Annotated in this window: 24 protein-coding genes and 1 riboswitch; of the genes, 19 read left to right on the top strand and 5 right to left on the bottom strand. The window is 38.9% G+C overall.

The features are described 5' to 3' along the window. Positions 1–41 precede the first annotated feature (41 nt). On the bottom strand, positions 42–410 hold the full coding sequence (locus tag BI350_RS13065; RefSeq protein WP_075528531.1) for a YugN family protein: 369 nt from the start codon (positions 408–410) through the stop codon (positions 42–44). Between the two features lie 208 nt (positions 411–618). On the opposite strand from BI350_RS13065, the gene BI350_RS13060 reads away from it, so the two are divergent. After that, a complete protein-coding gene (locus BI350_RS13060) occupies positions 619–1,692 on the top strand; it encodes a CAP domain-containing protein (protein WP_075528530.1) in 1,074 nt (357 codons plus the stop codon). 21 nt (positions 1,693–1,713) lie between these two features. Here BI350_RS13060 and BI350_RS13055 read toward each other — a convergent pair whose 3' ends face one another. Then, positions 1,714–2,445 (bottom strand): amino acid kinase family protein, encoded by a 732-nt coding sequence (locus BI350_RS13055; RefSeq protein WP_075528529.1) that lies wholly within the window; start codon positions 2,443–2,445, stop codon positions 1,714–1,716. A gap of 202 nt (positions 2,446–2,647) precedes the next feature. On the opposite strand from BI350_RS13055, the gene BI350_RS13050 reads away from it, so the two are divergent. Both BI350_RS13050 and BI350_RS13045 read left to right on the top strand, forming a co-directional pair. Beyond that, the gene (locus tag BI350_RS13050) at positions 2,648–4,096 is read left to right on the top strand and encodes a UDP-N-acetylmuramoyl-L-alanyl-D-glutamate--2,6-diaminopimelate ligase (protein WP_168157270.1); all 1,449 of its coding nucleotides are present in this window, start codon (positions 2,648–2,650) and stop codon (positions 4,094–4,096) included. A gap of 70 nt (positions 4,097–4,166) precedes the next feature. After that, positions 4,167–4,610 (top strand): YlbF/YmcA family competence regulator, encoded by a 444-nt coding sequence (locus BI350_RS13045; protein WP_075528528.1) that lies wholly within the window; start codon positions 4,167–4,169, stop codon positions 4,608–4,610. 45 nt (positions 4,611–4,655) lie between these two features. On the opposite strand, the gene BI350_RS13040 is transcribed toward BI350_RS13045, so the two are convergent. Further along, the gene (locus tag BI350_RS13040; protein WP_075528527.1) at positions 4,656–5,567 is read right to left on the bottom strand and encodes a glycerophosphodiester phosphodiesterase family protein; all 912 of its coding nucleotides are present in this window, start codon (positions 5,565–5,567) and stop codon (positions 4,656–4,658) included. Between the two features lie 205 nt (positions 5,568–5,772). Here BI350_RS13040 and BI350_RS13035 point away from each other — a divergent pair, with 205 nt between their 5' ends. The 4 genes from BI350_RS13035 (at position 5,773) to coaD (ending at position 8,663) form a co-directional block, all read left to right on the top strand. Further along, positions 5,773–6,045, top strand: coding sequence for a YlbG family protein (locus BI350_RS13035; RefSeq protein ID WP_075528526.1), 273 nt, complete (start codon positions 5,773–5,775; stop codon positions 6,043–6,045). Between the two features lie 124 nt (positions 6,046–6,169). After that, complete coding sequence (locus BI350_RS13030) at positions 6,170–7,603, top strand: hypothetical protein (RefSeq protein ID WP_075528525.1); 1,434 nt, start codon at positions 6,170–6,172, stop codon at positions 7,601–7,603. Between the two features lie 13 nt (positions 7,604–7,616). Beyond that, the gene (rsmD, locus tag BI350_RS13025; RefSeq protein WP_075528524.1) at positions 7,617–8,165 is read left to right on the top strand and encodes a 16S rRNA (guanine(966)-N(2))-methyltransferase RsmD; all 549 of its coding nucleotides are present in this window, start codon (positions 7,617–7,619) and stop codon (positions 8,163–8,165) included. A gap of 9 nt (positions 8,166–8,174) precedes the next feature. Further along, complete coding sequence (coaD, locus tag BI350_RS13020) at positions 8,175–8,663, top strand: pantetheine-phosphate adenylyltransferase (protein ID WP_075528523.1); 489 nt, start codon at positions 8,175–8,177, stop codon at positions 8,661–8,663. Between the two features lie 127 nt (positions 8,664–8,790). Here coaD and BI350_RS13015 read toward each other — a convergent pair whose 3' ends face one another. Then, a complete protein-coding gene (locus tag BI350_RS13015; protein ID WP_075528522.1) occupies positions 8,791–9,678 on the bottom strand; it encodes a hypothetical protein in 888 nt (295 codons plus the stop codon). 250 nt (positions 9,679–9,928) lie between these two features. Here BI350_RS13015 and BI350_RS13010 point away from each other — a divergent pair, with 250 nt between their 5' ends. From BI350_RS13010 to BI350_RS13000, 3 genes are all read left to right on the top strand, one after another. Further along, positions 9,929–10,990 carry a SepM family pheromone-processing serine protease gene (locus BI350_RS13010; RefSeq protein WP_075528521.1) on the top strand — a complete coding sequence of 354 codons (1,062 nt, stop codon included), beginning with the start codon at positions 9,929–9,931 and terminating at the stop codon, positions 10,988–10,990. Between the two features lie 277 nt (positions 10,991–11,267). Further along, a riboswitch (purine riboswitch) is annotated at positions 11,268–11,369 on the top strand. A gap of 198 nt (positions 11,370–11,567) precedes the next feature. Then, complete coding sequence (locus tag BI350_RS13005; RefSeq protein WP_075528520.1) at positions 11,568–12,158, top strand: xanthine phosphoribosyltransferase; 591 nt, start codon at positions 11,568–11,570, stop codon at positions 12,156–12,158. Further along, positions 12,155–13,456 carry a nucleobase:cation symporter-2 family protein gene (locus BI350_RS13000; RefSeq protein WP_075528519.1) on the top strand — a complete coding sequence of 434 codons (1,302 nt, stop codon included), beginning with the start codon at positions 12,155–12,157 and terminating at the stop codon, positions 13,454–13,456. The genes BI350_RS13005 and BI350_RS13000 overlap by 4 nt, the downstream gene beginning before the upstream one ends. 47 nt (positions 13,457–13,503) lie before the next feature. Here the strand turns inward: BI350_RS13000 and BI350_RS12995 are convergent, their stop codons facing one another. Beyond that, a complete protein-coding gene (locus BI350_RS12995) occupies positions 13,504–14,730 on the bottom strand; it encodes a nucleotidyltransferase (RefSeq protein WP_245698263.1) in 1,227 nt (408 codons plus the stop codon). Between the two features lie 115 nt (positions 14,731–14,845). Here BI350_RS12995 and BI350_RS12990 point away from each other — a divergent pair, with 115 nt between their 5' ends. From BI350_RS12990 to bshC, 9 genes are all read left to right on the top strand, one after another. Then, positions 14,846–15,376, top strand: coding sequence for a YceD family protein (locus BI350_RS12990; protein WP_075528517.1), 531 nt, complete (start codon positions 14,846–14,848; stop codon positions 15,374–15,376). 26 nt (positions 15,377–15,402) lie between these two features. Next, complete coding sequence (gene rpmF / locus BI350_RS12985) at positions 15,403–15,576, top strand: 50S ribosomal protein L32 (protein WP_075528516.1); 174 nt, start codon at positions 15,403–15,405, stop codon at positions 15,574–15,576. Positions 15,577–15,708: 132 nt separating this feature from the next. Continuing rightward, positions 15,709–16,476, top strand: coding sequence for an enoyl-CoA hydratase/isomerase family protein (locus BI350_RS12980; RefSeq protein ID WP_075528515.1), 768 nt, complete (start codon positions 15,709–15,711; stop codon positions 16,474–16,476). Between the two features lie 137 nt (positions 16,477–16,613). Next, the gene (locus tag BI350_RS12975) at positions 16,614–17,975 is read left to right on the top strand and encodes an acetyl-CoA carboxylase biotin carboxylase subunit (RefSeq protein WP_075528514.1); all 1,362 of its coding nucleotides are present in this window, start codon (positions 16,614–16,616) and stop codon (positions 17,973–17,975) included. Next, positions 17,972–18,187, top strand: a complete 216-nt coding sequence (locus BI350_RS12970; protein ID WP_075528513.1) for an acyl-CoA carboxylase biotin carboxyl carrier protein subunit — start codon at positions 17,972–17,974, stop codon at positions 18,185–18,187. Before BI350_RS12975 ends, BI350_RS12970 begins: the two co-directional genes overlap by 4 nt. A 39-nt stretch (positions 18,188–18,226) precedes the next feature. Beyond that, a complete protein-coding gene (locus BI350_RS12965) occupies positions 18,227–19,768 on the top strand; it encodes an acyl-CoA carboxylase subunit beta (protein ID WP_075528512.1) in 1,542 nt (513 codons plus the stop codon). An 88-nt stretch (positions 19,769–19,856) separates the two neighbouring features. Further along, positions 19,857–20,762, top strand: coding sequence for a ketopantoate reductase family protein (locus tag BI350_RS12960; RefSeq protein WP_075528511.1), 906 nt, complete (start codon positions 19,857–19,859; stop codon positions 20,760–20,762). Beyond that, the gene (locus BI350_RS12955) at positions 20,755–21,141 is read left to right on the top strand and encodes a DUF3397 domain-containing protein (protein WP_075528510.1); all 387 of its coding nucleotides are present in this window, start codon (positions 20,755–20,757) and stop codon (positions 21,139–21,141) included. The genes BI350_RS12960 and BI350_RS12955 overlap by 8 nt, the downstream gene beginning before the upstream one ends. Positions 21,142–21,445: 304 nt before the next feature. After that, positions 21,446–23,065 (top strand): bacillithiol biosynthesis cysteine-adding enzyme BshC, encoded by a 1,620-nt coding sequence (bshC, locus tag BI350_RS12950; protein WP_075528509.1) that lies wholly within the window; start codon positions 21,446–21,448, stop codon positions 23,063–23,065. Positions 23,066–23,133 lie beyond the last annotated feature (68 nt).

Below are 23,133 nucleotides of genomic sequence, written 5' to 3'. Positions count from 1 at the left end.
TAAAAAACCGAAGAACTTGAGGTTCTTCGGTTATCGAAAAATTAAACTGTCTTTAAATTATGTTTTTCTAATGCAACTAAAACTTTCTTAAGTGTTGTTTCACAATCTTTGATTAGGCTTTTAGGGAAATGTTCGTCTTCACCATATTCTACGCCAAATGGGTAGTAGTGCTTCCCAATCACAGGTTTTTTAAGTTGGATAATTGCGTCACGTGCGTCGACATCGCCTTCTGTTGCGAAGCCGAAAACGCGTAAGTAAAAAGTACCTTCTTTAAGCGTATACTTTTTATCATATGTAACGCGCTCGTAGTCCCATTGTCCACCACGAATTAAATCGTGTTGTAGCATAATTTCGTCAAGTATGAATAAATCCGAAACGATATTTTCAATGCCAGTATTTTCAATATACATAGATTGAATCCTCCTTTTATCGATTATCCAGAAAATACACTATACCTATCCATAATAGAACAATTTCATGATAGTTGCAATGACAACATTGTGTCGATGGGAATAGATGATGGCATTATTTAAAGATATCATTTTACTGGAGAAAAACTAACAAAATTGTAGGATACATAGAACGATTGTTTAAATTTAGTTGAAAGCAGGGATTTGGTTGAAAAATATATTTAGAATAGCTATCCTACTAATTGCTGTTCTTCTCGTTTTCTATATTACGGGAGAGCGCGTAAAAGAAAATGAACCGCTAGAGGCACCCGTTAAGCAAGGGACTGCGGTACCAGTTGAGAATAAAGGGGTAGGCTCAGCGATTCCACAGTCAGCCCGTCCAGAGGAAGGTATCTCTATTTATGTTGGAGAGCCTGTAGACACTTTAATTGAAGTGTTGGGTAAGCCGAAGCGTATCGAACCATCTAATTATCATTATGATTGGTGGATATATGAGAAAGACCAAAGACTCATGGTTGGTGTTACACGCGATGGAATTGTTAATCAGCTTTATACAGCCGATGAGACTTCGAATGTTGCACCATTTGAGATCGGTCAAAATATAAGTGATATTTATCGTTTTACAATTGTAGGCTCCGAAGTAGATGTGAATGTTGCAGATAATATTTATACGTTTTCGTTAAATAGCGAAGATCTACATAGCCGCCCTTTAATTATTTATAAGGATTTATTTGCACAGCTGTATATTGATAAAGAGAGTAATGGACTTGCAGGTGTACGATTTATTGATCCTGCTACATTAGTGCTTCATCAACCATATGAAATGACGTATATGGGTGAATTGCTTATTTCCAAACCCCCGTCCTCTACATTACAAATTGAAGTAGATAGGACAATTGAGCGGCAAATCTTTGAGTTAACCAATATACAGCGAGTGAAACATCGAGTATCGGAATTACAAGGCGATTATTTCTTAAGCAGCTTTGCGCATAAACATAGTGAGTTTCTTGCATTGGAAAATAACTTGCAAGAAGACATGAATAAAGAAGAGAATTTGTCCAGTCGACTGAAGAATGCCTCTATTGAACATAAAAAAGCAGGTGAAAACACCGCATTCGATTACGTCGATGCAATAGAAGCGGTGCACGGTTGGATGAACTCAACAGATCACCGAAAAGTAATGTTAGATAAAGACTTCACTCATTTAGGAACTGGCGCGTATAATAATTATTTCACTCAAACATTCATCAAATCAACTGTTGATAGTAAGCGACAAAGATAACTGTTTACGAATTGAAAAATTTTATGTTGCAATCCAAGTCCCTGTTTCTGTACTAGCGATTCCTCTAACGTATAATGGAATCGCTTTTTCCTTCGCAAGTACTGCTGCCCTTTTTTGAATGATTGTATTTTCGCCATTAAGTAGATTAAGAAATTCGTCGAAACTTAGAAAGTCGTATTTATCATAGTCCGAAACAAAGTCAGGGTCTCCTGTTAATACCCCGGGAACATCTTTAAAAAATTCTACGTGAGAAGCGTTGAGAGAATCAGCCAGTGCAACCGCTGTTAAATCACTTCCTCCCCTCCCTAAAGTCATCACGTGTCCTGACTTATCCATTCCTTGGAAACCTGGAATGATTACACAATCAACTTGTTCAAAGGATTTAAGAATGATGGATGTGTCAATGGAATCAATAGAAGCGTCACCAAAATTGCCTGTTGTTAATATCCCTGTTTGTTTGCCGTGGAGAACTGTATTGGATACCCCGAACTGATGCAATTCGGCTGACAGGACAGCAGATGCTATAAGTTCACCACAGGACGCTACAAGGTCTCGAGCGACGTAATCCGATGCAAAGGCTTCGGAAAGATTAATTAGGCTGTCCGTTGCATATGGGTCCCCTAATCGACCAATTGCAGATACGACGACGGCGATTTTTTTATACTGTTTAATGCCATCTTGTATGTGGTTCATACAGAAGTTTCTCATTTCTTCATTTTGCATGGCGATTCCGCCAAATTTTTGCACAATCATAAAAGTCCCCCAACTTTCTTCGTGTCATTCGAAACATCATTTTCATACGATAAATTGAAACTTCAATTCAGAAGGAATTCATCTTGTCGGAACTGAATAGGTGTTAAATCAATTCTTATTCAATTTCTCAACTAAAGCTTTAATCGATTCTTTCTCAATAATATATTCGCTTCATGACAAAATGTTCGGGAAGGGGAGTCGAGTGCTACTTTTACAAGAGTTATTAAAAGACTGGCCGTGTACGTTTACTGGTGCAAAATATAGTGTTCCAGTGGTGGGCGTTACCGAAAACTCTAAAGCTGTCAAACCTGGGTTCCTATTTATCGCAAGGAAAGGAGAGAAAGTGGACGGGATTTCATATATAGAAGAGGCAATTCGGCTGGGAGCAGCGGCAATTGTACTTGATAGGCCGCTATCCATTGATATATCTTGTGATACTCCGTTGATCATCGTTCCGGATTGCAGAAAGTTTTTATCGCATGCGAGTGCAAGATTATCCGGGAATCCGTCAGAACGGTTAACAATAATTGCAGTAACAGGAACAAATGGCAAGACGACGGTAAGCCGTTTTATTGGTCAACTATTAAGTGGTTTAGGGGTGCGTGCGGCTGTTATTGGAACGTTAGGCGTATTTATTGATGGCGTGCGGGCTACCTACGATATTCCATCAATGACCACGTTACCTGCGGAGTATCTTCATCCGTTACTACGAGATTGTGAGGAAAAGGGTATTACGCATATCGTCATGGAAGCTTCTTCGCTCGGACTATCCACCAATCGGTTGGAGGATTGTGAGATTGATATTGGTATTTTACTAAATGTAGGTGCTGACCATTATGATGAACACGGAAGTAAAGAAGCATATATTCAAGCAAAGCAAAAGCTAGTTCACATGGCAAAACATCTTGTTGTGAATCGTGATGATGATGCATGTATTGACATGATAAAAAATGCTACGAAACCGATTACTTTTTTCGGCACGGGAGAGACGGCAGACATCCGACTAATCAATGAAAACGGAGCTTATCAAGTAAAAATATCTTCTTATGACTATGAATTAACACTCCCGGTTTTTGAAATGTTTAATCAAATGAATGCATTAGCAGCAATAAGCGCCTTGCACATCCTCTCTTTTCCATTGAAGGATATTTTAACTAATACACGTTTATTATCATTACCTGAGGGCCGAATGCAAAGGATAGAGCGTAATGGCGTAACAGTTATTATCGACTATGCGCATACGCCTGATGCATTAAAAATTGTATTACAATCACTCGCAAAAGAATGTCGAGAGAGGATTATTACTGTTTTTGGCTGTGGCGGGAATCGAGATAAAGGAAAAAGAAAAGAGATGGGGGAAATCGCGGCATTCTATTCTTCTACTGTCTTGGTAACTTCTGATAATCCAAGAAATGAAAATCCCTTAGCCATTATTCAAGATATTACAGCAGGATTTGTCTCGGAAAGTCCCAATGTCCAAGTAGAAATCGATAGAGCTAAAGCGATTCAACGTGCAATTGCCAATGCGTCAGCGGGGGATATCGTTTTAATTGCAGGGAAAGGACATGAAAAAACCCAACATATTGGGGAGGAAATACTCCCATTTTCTGACGTTGAAATAGCAGAGCAGGCCTTATTGGCGAATATATAATTAAGCCTTGTCCATTCACGAACTCAAATTAATCTGTTATGATTAAGGGAGAGTGGAGGGGATGTATCTAATGCTAATCACTGATGAATGGCTAACCATCATCGAACATGCGGAAGAACTTATTAAAATCATGGCTTCGTCTGAGGTCGTTGAAGAATATAATAAAGCCCGGGAAGCTGTTTATTCGAATGATGTTCTTGTAAAATCGATAAAAGAATTTACCAGACTAAAAGAACGTTACGAAGAGGTGCAACGGTTTGGGCGGTACCATCCAGATTATCAAACTGTGATGAAAGATATCCGATTGCGTAAAAGAGAGTTGGACTTAAATGAACAAGTAGCTGCGCTTCGTCTTGCAGAAAACGATGTGCAACAACTATTCGATGAAATCGGAATGATTATTGGAAAGACGGTTTCGGAATCAGTAAAAGTGCCGACAGGAAATGGTTTCTTTACAGGTTCATCTTGCGGAGGCGGCTGCGGTACTGGTGGAGGCTGTTCTTGCTCGGCTTAACTAAAAATGCTGAACTTACATTTTCGTAAGTCCGGCATTTTTTAATTATTCCACTACGTGAGTTTGGATTGTTTTCATAATGACGGATGGTTGGTCAGTAATAAAGCCAGCAGCGCCTGCATTGATAAGAGATGTAATATTATCAGGTTTATCGACACCTTTAAAATAGATAGGAATATTTAATTTCGATAAGAAATTGATAAATCCAACTCTCCCGATTGAGAATACCCCCATCTTTTGGGGACAACAAAACAAATCAGTATTTGGTTGGTAAAGATGTCCGAATTGGCTTGTGTAAGTAGTATAGGCTTTTTTGATTTCACGATTTCCCGCTCCGATAGCAATCCGGTTTTGTGCATACAAATTAAATCGATCAACTTGCTCATCATAAGCGCTTGTAACAGCAAGGCGGTCTTCGGCACCCAATTCTTCGATAAGATACCATAACTTTGAAGGAATTAAGCTTCCCTCATATGTATCAGGCGTTTCTTGAATGTTAATACAAATAAACAGGTGGGGAAATTGCTCTAGTAGCTCTTTAAGAGATAAGACTGTTTCACCTTTCCCTCTATAAGAACATTCTCCGAGTTTATCTTCAAAGTGATAGCCAGCGTCGGCTTCTTTTAATTCGCTCAACGTATAATCTGCTAATTTCCCTTCGAAATTTGTAGTTCGATTCACATATTCATCATGAAATACGACAATCTGCTCATCTTTTGTTAAACGGATATCAACTGCAAAACCATGGACGCCAAGCGAGGCTGCATGCGTAAAAGCTGCGTTCGTATGTTCAGGCGCTTCTAGTAGGCCACCACGGTTAGCTAAGACGATTGGTTTTTCAAATTGTAATGCCTTCTTTTCGGTGCGAGGGATTGACTTAGTTACAACTTTAGAAGTAGCCCAGGCAGCAATGCCCGCAGCTCCAACGGTCAGAGCGACATTTATTTTTCTTCTCAAGATAGTTCCTCCTTTGTTAACCGTGATCATCTGGGATTATCTGGGATTATCGATGATTATTGATAATCCTCGATGATCATTGATGAATAAATCGTTCGAGTAAAGTTTATTCATAACAATGAAATGCCATGTATAGTTTTTTATTGTAGTTGCAGCTCTTTTCAGACATATGGTATTGTAGTGTGTAGGAAAAGAGGGAAAAAAGATGATTAGTCGACAAGGAATAATTATTTATTTGCATAATTTAAGACAAGCAAAGTCACTTAGAAAATATGGACATGTCCATTATATATCAAGAAAAATGAAATATGTAGTCCTTTATTGTAATCAGGAAGACGTTGAAACTGTTATGAAAAAAGTGAGGCAACTTTCATCGGTAAAAAGAGTCGTACCTTCTTATCGCCCTTTTTTAAAGACAACTTATGAAAATGCTAAACCAGATAAAGCGAAGGAATATGATTATAAAGCCGGTCTTTAAAGAACGGGGATTGGTTAGGCTAGTTTGGATAGTCATAAAAAAGCCGATGAACTTTCCTTATTACATAAATAATGAAAACTTTATTTGAAACGAGTTGGAAGTGGGCATAGGTGGAGGTGTGTACTTGAAAAAAATGACAACAGCACTCGTATTGCTCTTGTTGATTAACGCACTTCTACTCTATGTGCATTATCAAGAAGCAAACGATTCAACTACTAACGGCAATGGCAATCAATTTACATACGATCAGGAAATTGAAATTATTAATAGACATGATGAATTAATCATTCGCCATCACTTTAGTAACTTACCACAAAATCGTCTGGAAATTGTTTGGCCGGTAGAGAGTGAGTATCGTACATGTCATGTAGAAGGGGAGGATACTTGTTTCCGACTGGATGAGCATGTAACCGCTTTTACCGAAGGCGAGGAAACGAGACAATCTATTTCGTATGTGATGCCTAAAAACGATTCTACAGTCAAGGGGAATTTGTTTATATCAGTTTTTGCTACATTACATAATGCAAATCCAAATACCACCGTTATTCATCTTACCGATGAAATGAATAGGGGTGGCATGTGGGTAACTGGTTTACGAGAAGTGGGAAATAAGCGATTAGACCTTATCGATTATACGCTATTTACTGGAGAAGGTGCAGTAACCGATATATACTGGCAGGAGAAAAGACAAAATATTGTTTATTCAAGTGATCGTGTAACGATGTATGGTTCGAATATGTTGGAACATCCAGAAGGAATTCAAAAAAATGAAAACCTGATGAACATAATAGGAGCTCCGCATTCAACGATTATTTTAAATGAAGGACATGAACGAATCACTTCAAATCGCTTTATTATCACCGAAAACAAACAAATGAATATAGCCTTACACCAATATATTTTAAATCAAATTGATAAACTGTATATAACATCTTCCGAAGATACATTTGCTGTAGAAATTGCAGCCTCCTTTATTTTAAATGAGGAAATGGGCGCTGAGTCATCTCGCAATGCCTATAAGGTTTTACAGAGTCAGCTAACTTCGGCGGAAATAGAAAAACTCACAGTTGAAATTAAAGCAAGACGTGGCCAAGTATTAAATGCGGGTGTGTTAAACCAAGTTTTTGAACAAGTAACAGGATACCGGACATCTTTTTTCACGAAAAATAGTCAACTTGATGGGCAACCATACCCCTTTATACTGGAAAGTCCTCAAGATATTGTTGTTTCAGGAACGGGGAAGTTAGAGAAGCATGCGATTGTCATGAATAGTCAAGTGTATTATCCAATTTCGGAAGTGATGAAAAGACTAGGTTATACAGTTACTGTGAATGATCACTCTCTATACATCGAAAATGCTTCGAGAAAGTACCGCTTTCCGATGCGAGAACATTTTTATGTTTATAATCAAAAAAGATACGCTACTGCATCTATGCCATTTGAACGGATAGAAGATGAGTTTTATTTTGTAGAGACTGCCATGATAAGGATATTCCAACTTGAAATTGAGAAAACATCAAAGGTTATTGAAATTACGCCAATCGCAATACTTAAGTGAAGGAGAGAGTTGAATGAGAATCATAGCAGGAGAACGCAGGGGGTTACCTTTAAAATCTTTAAAGGGCGAAAATACTCGTCCGACTTCAGATAAAGTAAAAGAATCTATGTTCAATATAATCGGGCCTTTTTTTGATGGGGGGGTTGTTGTAGAGTTATTTGGAGGAAGTGGTGCACTGTCACTAGAAGCGCTGTCTAGGGGGGCAGACGAGGCGTTTATTTTTGAGAAAAATCGAGCGGCTTGCGAAATCATTCGTTCAAATAGTGAGAAATGTCAATATGAACAGAAAGTCCATATTCAAAAAACTGATGCCCGAAATGCTTTTAAACTTCTAAGTAAGCAAAATAAAAAAATCGATTTTTTATTTATTGATCCTCCTTATGCACAAGAAAAGTTCTATGATCTAGCACAGGAAGCTGTAGACCTAGATCTTCTCTCCGCACAAGCACTTATTATTTGTGAACATGATAAAGCAGTGAAATTATCAGCGTGCTATGGTGAATTCCAATTAAAAAAAACAAATACATATGGAAATATCGCGCTAACAATTTATGGGAAATGAGGTTTGAAAATGTCTAAATTAGCTGTTGTTCCAGGGAGTTTTGATCCGATTACGAATGGTCATTTGGATATTATTACAAGGGCATCTAAAGTTTTTGATAAGGTAAATGTTGTCATTATGAATAACTCTGCTAAAAATTCATTATTCACGGTAGAGGAGAGAGTAACGTTAATTGAAAAAGCGACTGCAAACTTGCCGAATGTCCAAGTGGCCTCGTCCAATGGACTTATGATTAATTATGCAGAAAGTGTTGGTGCGGTAGCAGTCGTGAGAGGTTTGCGGGCTGTCACTGACTTTGAGTATGAAATGCAAATCACATCGATGAACCGAGTACTCGACGAAGATATTGAAACATTTTTTATTATGACAAAAAACCAATATTCATTTCTAAGTTCTAGCATTGTTAAAGAAGTTGCCAAATATGGTGGAAACATTTCGGAGTTAGTTCCTAAAGAAGTAGAACTCGCATTAAATGAAAAATTCGAAAAGCAGCACTAACAAAAGCGTAAGGTGCCGGCTTAGATGCGACAGCTATGTAATTATCTACAGCCCAAGTTATTATCATTTCTAAACCATAAAGAAAAAGGCTATCATGTAAAAAAATATAATGATAGCCTTCTACTTTTTACAATAAAAAATAAAAGACAATGGGTACGAGAAGAATGCTCCATAATCGCCCCAGAATATACGGGCGTAACGAAAGGTTAGTGGACTTTGCGATAACGGCCACTTGCATATGGATACTCAAACCGTTAACAGAAATAATTGCGGCAATGAGCAAAGGGAATAAAGTAAAATGGCTTAAATGGACGGTAGCCTCCTGGACGCCTGCAGTCATTTCAAACACTGATAAAAGAATGGTTTGAGTAATCCCTGTATCGAAATCCAGTGTAGTCGCAACAAGATTTGCTAAAACTGCACCAAGTGATGAGAAAAAAATGACAGTGGTTGCAACGAGAATAATGACGTTCGAACTGTCTTTTATTGCATCTAAAAGTGGAATTCCACTCCTTTTTGTTGGGGGAGGAAGATTAGCCTTGGGCAACTTTGTTTTCGAGTTTAAAAAAAGGGATATAAGCAAGAAAAATAATATGTTGACGACATGAATAGCGATTAATAACATCCAACCTTTACGAATATCACCGAATAATTCGGTACCAACAAACCCTATAATGAACATTGGACCAGGTGCATGGCAAGCTGCTAATAAAAGTCCGCCTTGTTTTGTTGATATTTCATTTCTTTTTGTCATTTCAGAAACTGTGACCGCACCGACTGGGAATCCCCCAAAGGAACCTAGAATATATGCTTTCACATATCTTTTCCAAGTAGCCTTATCGGTGTTTGCGGCGGAAGTTTTTAATAACCACTGCGTTAAAATAATATAGGGAAGCAAATAAGGGAGTAATGCACTTATAAAAAGTCGCGCTCCGATTTCCGCTCCTTCATGTGCGATGCCAGGTTGTAGAATGAATAGAAAGATAAGGCCCCATATGATGGCAATATTAATCATATAATGACGGCATACTACGATTTAAATCCTTCTGCATGCACTCTGCTCCTTTCATTAGTTTTGGGAAAATTACGAAGAACATACTTTGAGTTTGTGGGAAATTAACGTCATAATATTGGCGGAAAGTTACCTCTTACATAGAGATTTAATTTAAGAAAGTTACATCTGCGCTTTTTGATTTATGACGATAATAGTATATATGTGATGTGAAAAACGAACATGCTATTTATTAAAATGGAGGTGCAACAAGATGAGAATGAAAAGAATAGGAATTGCAACAATCATTTTAGTCGTTCTCGCAGGGCTCTTCTTTTATCCAATGGATAGTTATATTACTCAACCGGGAGGCGCGTACGACCTTGCGCCTCTTGTGGAAGTAGTTGGTGGAGATGAGGAGGATATGGGCACATTCAGCTTAATGACCATATCTCTGTCTAAGACGACGCCCGTTACTTATGCACTTTCCAGATTTTCGGATAAACGTAAGTTATTGCAGGCAGAAAATGTGAGAAGGCATGGTGAAAATGAGGCCGAATATAATCTGCGTCAAAAAAGGCTCATGTCTGATTCGCAGTTTAATGCAATTACAGTAGCGTTTGGGAAAGCTGGTATTCCAGTCGATATTGAATTGAACGGCGTTTTCGTCATGCAAGTTCTACCCAAAGGGGCATCTTCCAATATATTAGAAATTGGGGATATTATTCATGAAATTGACGGGATTAAACTGTCGACCTCAGGTGAGTTTGTTGAGCACATTTCCGAAAAGCAACTTGGGGATGAAGTACAATTAACAGTCGAGCGAAATGAAGAAATGCTAGATGTAGTTGTCGCATTACAAGAAATCCCCAACGGTGACGGACGTGTAGGACTTGGCATACAATTTCAAGAAGACCGGATTGTGACAACAAAACCCGAAGTAACAATCCATACTTCCAATATTGGCGGACCCTCAGCAGGGTTAATGTTTACGTTGGAAATACTGAATCGGTTACTCGTGGATGAAGATATTACAAAAGGCTATCACATCGCGGGAACCGGGGAAATGTTAGAGGATGGTTCAGTTGGAAGGATTGGCGGTGCAGACTTCAAAGTGATGGCTGCTGACAAAGATGGCATTGAAATCTTTTTTGCACCTGATGATGAGATACCAGAAGAAGTTAGGCAATTGAACCCCGGTATTCAATCCAACTATGAAGAGGCTTTACAAACCGCAAAAGCAATAAGAACGAAAATGAAAATTGTTCCAGTGAAGACCATCGATGACGCGCTTAATTATTTAAATGATTTACAACCGAAATCATCCGACTTATAACGCGAACAATGATGTTGTATTTTTGTGGAACATTCGCATCTCGTTTTTGATTAGTCGAAACGATGGCCCAATTTGACTTTTGAAAATTATGATGTATACCGAACAGCTAACAATTCATTTAGGAAGCGTTTTCTTAAGGTGGACATCAAGTTTGTTCGAATACCGAATAGAAATTCACTATCGAGAAATAGGCATAACCAACCAATTTAGAGAAGAATAAGAATTTTTATTTACTTTGTAATCCTATTGAAATCCGAATAAGGCGTGTTACAATTAGGACATTCTAATGACATTCACTCATATAATCGCGGGAATATGGCCTGCAAGTTTCTACCGATTTGCCTTAAACAAATCGACTATGAGTAGCAATGAAAAGAGCCTTTTTGTATATGCAAATTCGTCTCTTTTTCAAATTCTTTCGATTAGTTGCTCGAAGAACATTGCTCCACTCAAGTTATGATTGGATGCATGATCTTCGGGTTTTTTTGTGTTTTTGTAGATGTGAAACAGCTTCAAAGCCTGAGGACATGACAAAGTTAGACTAGGTACGTTTCATATTTGAAGGGAGAATTTTATTTTGGAACAATTGAAGAACAAGATTATGCATGAAGGTAAAGTACTATCAGACACTGTATTAAAAGTAGATTCTTTTCTTAATCATCAAATCGATCCGGAATTAATGCAAGAAATAGGTAAGGAATTTGCAGAACGATTTCGGAATTCAAATATAACGAAGATTTTATCGATTGAATCCTCAGGGATTGCTCCCGCTATGATGGCTGGTCTATATCTAGGTGTCCCTGTGATTTTTGCACGTAAAAGAAAATCGCTCACTTTGACAGATAGGTTGTATTCATCAAGTGTCTATTCATTTACGAAAAAAGAAACAAATGAAATATCCGTTTCAAAAGACTTTTTAGTAAAAGAAGATGTTGTTCTATTAATTGATGATTTTTTAGCGAATGGACAAGCGGTTCATGGACTTGTGGATATTATCGAACAAGCTGAAGCGCAATTAGCTGGTGTAGGCATTGTCATCGAAAAGGGATTCCAATCTGGCGGTACAGAAATTCGGGATAAAGGGATTCGCGTAGAGTCTCTCGCGATTGTTCGTTCTTTGGAAAACGGTGAAGTTGCATTCCAAGAAGAGGAGGAAAATGCAAAATGAGAAATGCGGGTAGAACAACAGCACTAGGCATTCAACACGTTTTAGCGATGTATGCAGGCGCAGTCATTGTGCCATTAATCGTTGGAGAAGCAATTGGGCTTAATTCAGTACAATTAACTTATCTTGTATCGATTGATATATTGATGTGCGGCGTTGCAACGATTTTGCAAATTATGAACAACCGTTTCTTCGGAATTGGGCTTCCAGTTGTTCTTGGTTGTACATTTACAGCTGTAGGCCCAATGATCGCGATTGGAGGCGAGTTTGGTATTTCTGCCATTTATGGCGCGATCATTGTGTCTGGTCTCTTTGTCATCGGGATTAGTCGATACTTTGGGATGCTTGTTCGATTTTTTCCGCCAGTTGTTACAGGTACGGTTGTGACGATTATCGGAATTACGTTAATTCCGGTAGCGATTAATAATGCTGGTGGTGGCCTAGGGGCAAGTAATTTTGGCTCAATGACGAATATTTCACTCGCATTCGGAACATTGCTTTTTATTATCCTTTTATATAAATTTTCTACCGGATTTGTTCGTGCAATTTCTATATTATTAGGACTTCTCGCAGGTTCTATTGCCGCATTGTTTTTAGGTATTGTTGATTTTGCTCCTGTTAATGAAGCTTCCGTATTTCATATGGTGAAGCCATTTTATTTTGGATTACCTACCTTTGAATGGTCTGCTATTTTGACAATGATTTTAGTCGCTATCGTTTCTTTAGTAGAGTCTACCGGTGTTTATTTTGCATTAGGTGATATTTGTGAGCGCAAATTAAAAAAAGATGACCTTGCAAAAGGGTATCGTGCTGAAGGAATTGCAGTGCTCTTAGGCGGCATATTCAATGCGTTTCCATATACGACCTTTTCTCAAAACGTAGGACTTGTTCAAATGTCAGGTGTTAAGTCAAGAAGAGTTATTTTAGTGACAGGGATTATGTTAATTACGTTGGGATTCGTACCGAAAATCGCGGCATTGACGACGATTATTCCGACATCGGTGCTAGGTGGCGCAATGATTGCGATGTTTGGGATGGTTATTTCACAGGGCATTAAAATGTTGAGTGAAACTTTTACATCTTCACAAGAGAATCCGATGATTATTGCTTGTTCTATTGGAATTGGACTTGGCGTAACAGTTGCACCTGAGTTATTTGCAAATTTACCTAAGAGTCTTCAGATGTTTACGAGTAATGGAATTGTAGCAGGTAGTTTAACGGCAATTGCATTAAATATCGTATTTAATATTATTCCGTCTGCAAAGACAGAGCAGACAAATTTAGCAGAACAGGAAGTATAAGAAAAGCTTGTAGGACACGATTAGGTCGGTCCTGCAAGCTTTTTTGGTTACTGTGATTCGCGGATGAAGATTGGGATATTTTTATAATCTACATTCATTTCTGATTTACCTAGTCCTAATGCGTATAGATTGGCGGCGTGTATATCAATATCCAGTGAAGGATCGGAAAAAGAAGAAACCTTGCTGACAATTGGAAGCTTAAAGTTCTTTTTTTGTTTATTTAAATAAAGACGTCCTGCTTGTGTCATGCCTAATAATCGTAAGTAGGTAGGCGTGTTAATTTTTGAGCGAGTATTATACGAATAGCCTGTGAAAATATGTGTGAGCATCCGTTGTATACGCGTCCACGTATAACGTTTGGATTTGACTGTATGCATAAAGCCGTCAAAGGTATCGTGATTGACAGCTGCACGGTAAAAAAGGTTCTCAATGCCTTCTGTGACGTCTGCGACATGCGCGAGACGTTTAGGGCCATCACGTAAGATGATAAGGCGTAACAGTGGATAGAAGGACTTCCAACTGCCAAAAGCCGAATGGTCACCCTGCCAAGCCTTCAGGAGTTGGTATACGCTGCCTGGGAGAAAATTTTGAGTGTCGTGTAATGTGTTCGTTTCAAAGTAGGATTTTCGAATGCCAGTTGCACTGGCAATTCTTTGGTCTTTCAATTCCTCGTCGTGATAAGCTGCACCCATGCGTTGGATTGTTGCAGCTTGCATGTTTGAATTTATTTGTTTTGCAGCTTGCATATAATGAAAGCCTAAAATATTATTCGGTTTAGATAAGTCGACATAAGGTCGATTGGTGTTGTCTGTTTGAACCGTATCTTTATAGGCTGCATTTACTGCCTGAGGATAACTGATTCCATGTTGAACCGCTTCTTTAATTTTTCGTTCGTACTGTGTATGCTGGTTATCAAGTAATGCCATACTATTTTCAAATGGCTGAATATGCCCGTCTTCACTTCCGAAACAGTAGAAATCACAGCAAGCTGCGTCTAAAATCTTAATGGCTCCCTCAGCGAAGGTCGGTGCATGGGCTGTTGCAAAGGCGTACGGAAGTTCAAAAACGATATCAATCCCATTTTGTAATGCCATTTCGGTTCGTGCCCATTTGTCTACAAAAGCGGGTTCCCCTCTTTGTAGAAAATTACCGCTCATCACAGCAATAATTATTTGGGCATTTGTTGTCTTACGGGCTTCTGTCGCGTGAAGTTTATGTCCATTATGGAATGGGTTATATTCAACAACGATTCCTGTTGCTTTCAAAATGCTCACTCCTTTGCTACAATGAATTTATTATACCTATTGGAATGATGAAGTGACAAGAAAATATCTTGACATCTTTTTCAGCCCATTATATAATCAAGAATGTTGTCTTGAGGTGATCGACGTGAAATGGTCTATCAATCAATTACAAAGATACAGGCAAGGGAATATGCCATTTGACGAAATGGTCAATCTTGAATCCGTAATAAAACGGAACCCCGAAATACGGGCTATTGCTCCTGTTCATGTAACTGGAAGTTGCAAAATCGGTGAAGGAAAAGTCGAATGTAACTTTCAACTTGAAGGGACGCTTGTATTGCCATGTGCGCGAACTTGGGAAGACGCAGATTTTCCGTTTTCAATCCAATCAACCGAAACTTTCGGATGGGATGAAAATGTACTTCAGGCAGATGATGAAATTCATCCTGTTGAAGGAGATTTTGTAGAATTGAACCCTATTTTCGAAGAACTTATCCTCCTTGAAATCCCACTTCAAGTATACAGCGAACGGGCTGAAGACATGAAGAAGGTTGACGGGAAGGGTTGGTCATATACGACTGACGAGGCGTATAGTGCCCATCTAGAAGAGAGTAAACCGAAAGTAGACCCGAGGCTCGCAAGTTTGGCAGATTTTTTTGATAAGAAAGACGAATAAAGAGTTCGTTTAAGGAGGTGCCCCAGATGGCTGTACCAAAAAGAAGAACATCTAAAACAGTTACAAAACAACGCCGTACTCACAAGAAATTACAAGTACCGGGTATGACTTCATGTGATAACTGTGGCGAATTAAAATTAGCACACCGCATTTGTAAATCATGCGGACACTACAAAGGAAAAGAAGTTGCAGGCGAATAATTTAAATTTGCTGAATAACTTTAAGAAGGACATTTCAATCATTTGAAGTCTGTCTTTTCAAAGGCTACCTAGAGACCATGGCTCTTGGTAGCCTTTTTTCAATAGAAATGAATAAGCAGAGGGGTGCGAATGATGGCTTATCAAATTGAAGTTAATAACGGTATTGCGAAATTTATTATCAATCGTCCAGAAAGAAGGAATGCAATAAATACAGCAGTTGCGGATGGTTTGGAGGATTTCTTGGAACAAGTCGAGAAAAATCCAGACATTGCTTACGTAGTTATTACTGGAGCGGGTGAAGAAGCTTTTTGTTCAGGAGGAGATTTGTCTGAATATCAATCTTTATGGACAGCGGCTGATGCTTTTCCGATGTTAAGTAGAATGGCTCACTTATTATTTCGGTTAGCGACGTTACCAATGCCTGTCATTGCCCTTGTGAATGGTACGGCTGTAGGTGGAGGTTGTGAACTAGCGATGGCTTGTGACTATCGAGTCGTTTCAAGTAAAGCGAAAGCTGGGTTTATTCAAGGGACGTTAGCCATTACAACGGGATGGGGTGGCGCAACATTACTGTTCGAAAAAGATGGAAAACATGACCGCGTATTTAAATTGTTATCAGAAGCGAGAGTACATAGTGCAGAGGAAATGCTTCAAATAGAATGGGCAACCATGTTATTTGAAGGAAGTGCTGAAGAAGGGTTACAACAATTTCTTGAAAAAATGTCTACCATCCATCCGTCAGTGCATAGGGCTTATAAAAAAGTAGCAATACGAAAATGGACCGCGGACTTTTTACTAGAACGAATGCTAGAAGAGGTTAGGCAATGTTCAATATTATGGGAAAGTGATGCGCACCACGAGGCAGTTGCTCGCTTCCTTCAGAAGAGTAACAAATCATGATAAGCGACTTAATGCATGTAGAGTGAAACGTGGGAAAAGTAGTTTTTTTCAGACAAAGGTTGAAAACGCTTTCCGTTATCGTGTAAACTAGAATACGGGACGAGAAATTCACTTTCATTACGTTAGGGGGATTAAATATGAAAAAAGTGCTCATTGCAAATCGTGGGGAGATTGCAAGTCGAGTTATCAGAACGTGTAAGCGCTTAGGTATTGAAACGGTTGCGGTTTATTCAGAGGCAGATGCTGAAATGCCGTTTGTGAAAGAAGCTGATCATGCATTTCTAATTGGTCCGCCGCCAATCCAACAATCTTATTTAAAAGGGCAAGAAATTATTGAAATTGCAATTCGCGAAAACGTAGATGCCATTCACCCTGGATATGGGATTTTGTCCGAAAATGCAACATTTGTTGAACAGGTTCAAAAGGCTGGAATTACTTTTATCGGTCCTGATGCGACGACGATTCAAAAAATGGGAGATAAAATAGAAGCTCGTCAAACAATGCAACGAGCATCGGTACCAGTTGTCCCTGGAACAGATGAAGGAGTCTCTACTTTGGAAGAAGCGAAACGCATTGCAGCTGAAATTGGCTATCCGATTATGTTAAAAGCGAGTGCCGGTGGTGGTGGCGTAGGTATGATTCGCTGTGAGGATGAGCAAGCGCTCGGTCAGCAGTTTGACTCGGTGAAAAATCGAGCGAAAATGTATTTTGGTAGTGATGCTGTTTTTTTAGAGAAGTTTATTTCAAATGCAAGACATATTGAAGTGCAAGTTTTTGGAGATTATCATGGGAATATCGTTCACTTATTTGAGCGGAATTGTTCCGTCCAAAGACGAAATCAAAAAGTGATAGAAGAATCGCCGTCGCCTAGTTTATCTGAAGAGGCGAGAGCGCAACTGTTTGAAGCAGCGGTGAATGCAGCAAAAGCAGTGAATTATAAAAATGCTGGAACGGTCGAGTTTATTGTTGATGAGAATGAACAAATTTATTTTCTTGAAATGAATACTCGATTACAAGTCGAACATCCGATTACTGAAGAGGTAACGGGGTATGACCTTGTAGAGTGGCAAATTGAAGTTGCTAGAGGAAATGAATTACCTGTTATCGATCAACAGCAAATTGAGTTGAGTGGACATGCACTAGAATTCCGTGTTTATGCGGAAGATCCGATAACCTTTATGCCTTCTCCAGGGGAAATTACAAAATTAGACCTTGGAAATGACGATGATGTTCGGATAGATAATGGATATGCGGAAAATGGAAAAGTAACGCCGTTTTATGATCCGTTAATTTCCAAAGTGATTGTGCATGCAGCGACGAGAGAAGAAGCTATTGAAAAATCAAAAGCCTATTTAGCTACTTTGAATATAGAAGGATTGAAAACGAATCTACCGTTGTTTTCTGAGATTCTAAATGAAGAATCGTTTATTCAAGGTGCGTATACAACATCAATCATTGCGAATTGGTTGGAAGCTCAGAAAGGGGAAAAAGTAAATTGACACAATTAAAATCATCGATGGCGGGATCTGTTTTTACGGTTAATGTAAATGTAGGAGATAATGTTGAAGTTGGACAAGTTGTGATGGTCCTTGAATCTATGAAAATGGAAATTCCGGTTGAGGCTGAAGTAGCTGGAAAGGTCACAGAGATTAATGCCAATGTTGGAGATTTTGTGAATGAAGGGGACACACTTGTTACGATAACTGAATAATTGAGTGGCAAAGGGAATTCATCAATGGGAGGGAATGAAATGGTAGAAACAATGACGTACAATACAGAGTTGGATGACAAGCTTAAAGAAATTTTTGCGGGGGGAGCTCCTAAGTATCATGAGCGTTTAAAAGCGCAAAATAAGCTGTTTGTCAGAGAACGATTAGAATTGCTTTTCGATAACGGAGAGTATACGGAAGATGGTCGCTTCGCGAATTATGAGGCAGGAGATTTACCGGCAGATGGTGTTGTGACAGCGATGGGGAAAGTGAATGGACAAACTGTCTGTGTAATGGCGAATGACTCAACTGTAAAGGCGGGTTCATGGGGTGCGAAAACAGTTGAGAAAATCATTCGGATTCAAGAAGTAGCGGAGAAAAATCAAGTACCGATGCTTTATCTCGTCGACTCCGCGGGGGCACGTATTACCGATCAGTTAGATATGTTTCCGAATCGTCGAGGGGCTGGAAAAATCTTCCATAACCAAGTGAGGTTATCGGGATTCATTCCGCAAATCTGTATTTTATTCGGACCATCAGCTGCGGGTGGTGCGTATATCCCAGCGTTTTGTGACATTGTGATTATGGTTGATGGAAATGCGTCCATGTATCTCGGTTCTCCGCGTATGGCGGAAAAAGTAATTGGAGAAAAAGTGACGTTAGAGCAAATGGGCGGGGCACGTATGCATTGTTCAGTAAGTGGCTGTGGGGATGTCCTTGCTGCCAATGAACAAGAAGCAATTTCGGAAGCGCGTCGTTATTTAACGTATTTTCCAGCGAATTATACTGAAAAGCCAGCGGTTAAAGAATCGATAGAGGCAAAAGCGGGCCGAACGTTAGAAGAAATCATTCCGGAAAATCAAAACGCTCCATTTGATATGTATGAAGCAATTGATGCGTTAATTGATGAGGGAAGTTTTTATGATATCAAAAAACTGTTTGCACCGGAAATTATTACAGGGCTTGCACGTATTGATGGGCAACCTGTAGGGATTATTGCGAACCAACCGAAAGTAAAGGGTGGTGTTCTCTTTGTGGACTCGGCGGACAAAGCGACAAAGTTTATTAATCTTTGTGATGCGTTCTCGATTCCAATTCTTTTCCTTGCTGATGTGCCAGGTTTTATGATTGGGACAAGCGTAGAACGTGCGGGAATCATTCGCCATGGTGCAAAACTTATTATGGCTATGAGTTCCGCTACTGTGCCTAAAATTTCCGTAATTGTTAGGAAAGCATATGGAGCAGGTCTTTATGCAATGGCAGGTCCTGCATTTGAACCAGATGTGTGTATTGCGTTACCAACCGCACAAATTGCGGTTATGGGACCGGAGGCGGCAGTAAATGCAGTCTACTCGAACCATATTGAAGCGATAGAGGATCCAAAGGAAAGACTTGCATTTGTACAAGAGAAACATAAAGAATACACAGAGGAAATCGATATTTATAAATTAGCTTCAGAGTTAATTATTGATGAAATTGTATCGCCTTCTAGCTTAAGAGATGTGCTCGCGGATCGACTCAAATTGTACAGCACAAAAAATTTACCACAACCTCCGCGTAAACATCCGGTTTATCCTGTATAATGAATATTGACATAGCCCGCATTCGTGCGGGCTATTATTGTGGAAATATATGGTGTAAATTTTAATGACTTAGGAAGGAGAAATGTGAATGGATATTGCAGTTGTAGGAGCCGGCTCGATAGGAATGTTAATGGGTTCGTATTTATCCGAATCGGGCTTGGACGTAACGATGATCGTTCGATGTGATGAGCAGAAAGAACGGATTAATAACGAAGGGATCTGTCGCATCAATGAAGATGGGACGGAAAGTGTGGTAGCAGTAAAAGCCGTTACGGGATTGATGGAGGCTGCGACTGCAAAATTAGTACTAATTGCTGTAAAGTATTCAGATTTAAAAGCGGTATTAAATGAACTACGGGAAAAGGAAATAAAAACACCGCTATTATTCATCCAAAATGGGATTGGACATTTTAATCTTGTAGAAGAAAGTGAATCCCCTCATGTTGCATTTGCAACAGTTGAACATGGTGCGTTCAAAAGTGATCACCGGACAGTGAAGCATAACGGCGTGGGTAAAGTAACGATAGGCGAAGGGTTCGGTGACAAAAGTAAGTTTAATATGATTGAGCAAGCCGATAATGATAGATTTCCTGTTATTCGACATGCAAATGGAGAACAGATTTTATTGAGGAAAGTGCTGATTAATTGTTTAATTAATCCGCTTACGACCATTTTAGGGATAACGAATGGAGAATTACTTACGAATCCTTACGGTCATCAGTTGATGAAAGAGCTTTATGATGAACTGATTAAGGCTTTTCCGGAAATGAGGAAGGAGTTACCCTTCTCTGCTGTTGAATCGGTGTGCAGAAATACTGCTCGTAATCATTCATCTATGTTAACGGATCGATTAGCGAGACGACCTATGGAAATTGAAACGATTGTATCGGCGACGATTCAGAAAGCACAGCTTACACAGCGTGATTTACCTCTCCTAAAGACGTATGAAAGTATATTATTCGCTTTTGACGAGCAGGTAGCTCCTAATGGTTAGTGTACTTTTTTCGAATTTAATTGCTGTTATCGTCGTATTTCCGTTTATCGTAAGTGTTTGTCTACTTTTTTTATATCAACGCATCGGACGTGCACCTACAATTAGAAAAATTGCAGATTTGACGACTCCTTTTTTATTTTTTTCTATCTATATGATTTCGCATACGATATTTGGCGATGGCGTCGGTTATACGATTGTCATACTCGCACTATCTATAATCATTATATATGCGGTATTTGAACGAAGACGCGTAAAAGATTTTCAAATCATTCGTCTTATTCGGAAGGTATGGCGTTTGTATTTCCTTTTATTAATTGCGGCCTACATGATACTCATTCTGATTGGGTTAGTATTGAAGATAATCGAATATGTAACGTAATATAGTTACTACTATTTGATAACAGCAGATTGTGAATACATAGAAGTTTTAACGTTTTACCAATGTGGCACTATTAAAAACGTATCAGGATAAACACTTCATAATCGAATTAGGTATGTGACAAAAATCATCGACGATATGATGTCTCGGATTTGGAGTGCATTCCTTTTAGACGCGGCGCGCTAAGGCTGCCATCCTCGTTCTAACTTGTCTCTAGCCGATCGCATCAAAGCGTTTTTTTTCAACGATATGGTGTTGAGTGGTATACTCTTTAGAGTGAGATTGACGTAAAGGGGCTTGGAAAATGAAACTTGAAAAAATGGAATTGCCTATTCAAAATAAAGTGTTACATGCATATCAACATAATAAGGCTTTTTTACATAAATATTTTGATTATGGAAATGATGAAGATTCTTATAGACAAAGGATTAAAGAACTTGAGAAGCGATGTTTTCAACGTAAAGAGCTTGCAAATGTCATTCGCACATTTATGACGCCTTTCGGATTATCCTCCGCCGCAAACAAACATATTGAAGAACTTATGCAAGACGATGCATTAACGGTCATTGGCGGACAACAGGCTGGTGTGTTAACTGGTCCGCTCTATTCTGTTCATAAAGCAATTACGGTGATTTTACATGCTAGGGAACAACGTGAAACGCTTGGTATCCCAGTTATACCTGTATTTTGGGTGGCGGGAGAAGACCATGATTTACACGAAATTAACCATGTCTATTCTGAAGTGAATGGTCAAGTGATGAAAGAACAAATCCAAGATAAATTTGTGATGAAATTAATGGCATCAGACGCACAGTTTGATCGTGACAAAATGGCCGTCTTTGTAAAAGGGATTTTCGAGAAGTTTGGCGAAACATCCCACACAGAGGAATGTTTAACTGAGGTGTTAGATGCGATAGACAAAGAAACAACTTTCACTGGATTTTTTGTCCGATTAATGAACGGTTTCTTTGCTGAAGAAGGATTGTTATTTATAGATGCTGCGTTCGAGCCATTACGAGCATTAGAAAGTGAATATTTTTGCAAACTTATTCAAGCATCAGCAGAGATTGCGTCATCTATTGTAGAAATAGAGAAGCAATTGCAGTTCGATGGATTTGGAGTACCGATTGAAGCGCAAGAAGACGCGATGAATTTATTTTATGTCCATGAAACTGGAAGAATGTTGCTTAGTCGAAAAGATGGTCAATTTGTCAATGAAGGTGTCGGTATTCAGTTCACTGAAGAGGAGATACTTGAAATTGCGAAGAAACAACCGATATTGCTAAGTAACAATGTCGCTTCCCGACCGCTAATGCAAGAATTAGTATTCCCTGTACTAGCATTTGTAGGGGGAGCGGGTGAATTAGCGTATTGGGCAGTTTTAAAAGATGCATTTCATCATTTAGGGCTAAAAATGCCGATATTTGTTCCCCGGATGTCCATTACGCTAGTGTCTCGACAAACCGAGAAAGTGTTAAAGGAGAAATCGCTCACTGTAGAAGAAGTCATGACTGGGGCCGCTACAAACGAAAAGAAAGCCTATGTTGATAAGCTGCGTGATGATAACTTTATAGAAGAAATCGACAAGCTGGAAAAGGATTTAGCAATGAAGTACGAACATTTAAGTGAATGGTTTGGTCAAGAAGAAAAGATGATGAATCAATTGCTTCAACAAAATTTGTCGTTCCATATAAAACAATTCAACTATTTAAAGCACAAGTATGAAGATACACTTTATGAAAAACATGAAGTTGCTATTCGTAAATTTGATAAGATGGAGTCAGAATTATTTCCAAATGGTCAATTGCAGGAACGAATTTATCATCCGTATGTATATTTGAATCAATATGGTTCTTCTTTAATTAAAGATTTACTGGCACTCCCTTTTGAAAATGATGGATCCCATTATGTAGTATATTTATAATCATGAAAACTAGAGGCTCATCTTGCGAAAAATGCAAGGTGAGTTTTTTTATGTCTAGCCTCAGTTAG

The sequence above is a fragment of the Sporosarcina ureilytica genome (assembly GCF_001753205.1).
GTDB classification, from domain to species: Bacteria; Bacillota; Bacilli; order Bacillales_A; family Planococcaceae; genus Sporosarcina; species Sporosarcina ureilytica.
Note: the sequence above shows the minus strand (reverse complement) of the source record. Positions and strands in the feature narration are given on the sequence as shown.

What these genes read in the sequence shown, in the direction of transcription:
- BI350_RS12975 (WP_075528514.1), top strand. Translation starts at nt 16,614, where the DNA reads ATGAAAAAAGTGCTCATTGCAAATCGTGGGGAGATTGCAAGTCGAGTT.
- rpmF (WP_075528516.1), top strand. Translation starts at nt 15,403, where the DNA reads ATGGCTGTACCAAAAAGAAGAACATCTAAAACAGTTACAAAACAACGC.
- BI350_RS12980 (WP_075528515.1), top strand. Translation starts at nt 15,709, where the DNA reads ATGGCTTATCAAATTGAAGTTAATAACGGTATTGCGAAATTTATTATC.
- BI350_RS13035 (WP_075528526.1), top strand. Translation starts at nt 5,773, where the DNA reads ATGATTAGTCGACAAGGAATAATTATTTATTTGCATAATTTAAGACAA.
- BI350_RS13000 (WP_075528519.1), top strand. Translation starts at nt 12,155, where the DNA reads ATGAGAAATGCGGGTAGAACAACAGCACTAGGCATTCAACACGTTTTA.
- BI350_RS13045 (WP_075528528.1), top strand. Translation starts at nt 4,167, where the DNA reads ATGCTAATCACTGATGAATGGCTAACCATCATCGAACATGCGGAAGAA.
- BI350_RS12965 (WP_075528512.1), top strand. Translation starts at nt 18,227, where the DNA reads ATGGTAGAAACAATGACGTACAATACAGAGTTGGATGACAAGCTTAAA.
- BI350_RS12955 (WP_075528510.1), top strand. Translation starts at nt 20,755, where the DNA reads ATGGTTAGTGTACTTTTTTCGAATTTAATTGCTGTTATCGTCGTATTT.
- coaD (WP_075528523.1), top strand. Translation starts at nt 8,175, where the DNA reads ATGTCTAAATTAGCTGTTGTTCCAGGGAGTTTTGATCCGATTACGAAT.
- BI350_RS13065 (WP_075528531.1), bottom strand. Translation starts at nt 410, where the DNA reads ATGTATATTGAAAATACTGGCATTGAAAATATCGTTTCGGATTTATTC.
- rsmD (WP_075528524.1), top strand. Translation starts at nt 7,617, where the DNA reads ATGAGAATCATAGCAGGAGAACGCAGGGGGTTACCTTTAAAATCTTTA.
- BI350_RS12960 (WP_075528511.1), top strand. Translation starts at nt 19,857, where the DNA reads ATGGATATTGCAGTTGTAGGAGCCGGCTCGATAGGAATGTTAATGGGT.
- bshC (WP_075528509.1), top strand. Translation starts at nt 21,446, where the DNA reads ATGAAACTTGAAAAAATGGAATTGCCTATTCAAAATAAAGTGTTACAT.
- BI350_RS13015 (WP_075528522.1), bottom strand. Translation starts at nt 9,678, where the DNA reads ATGATTAATATTGCCATCATATGGGGCCTTATCTTTCTATTCATTCTA.
- BI350_RS13055 (WP_075528529.1), bottom strand. Translation starts at nt 2,445, where the DNA reads ATGATTGTGCAAAAATTTGGCGGAATCGCCATGCAAAATGAAGAAATG.
- BI350_RS13010 (WP_075528521.1), top strand. Translation starts at nt 9,929, where the DNA reads ATGAGAATGAAAAGAATAGGAATTGCAACAATCATTTTAGTCGTTCTC.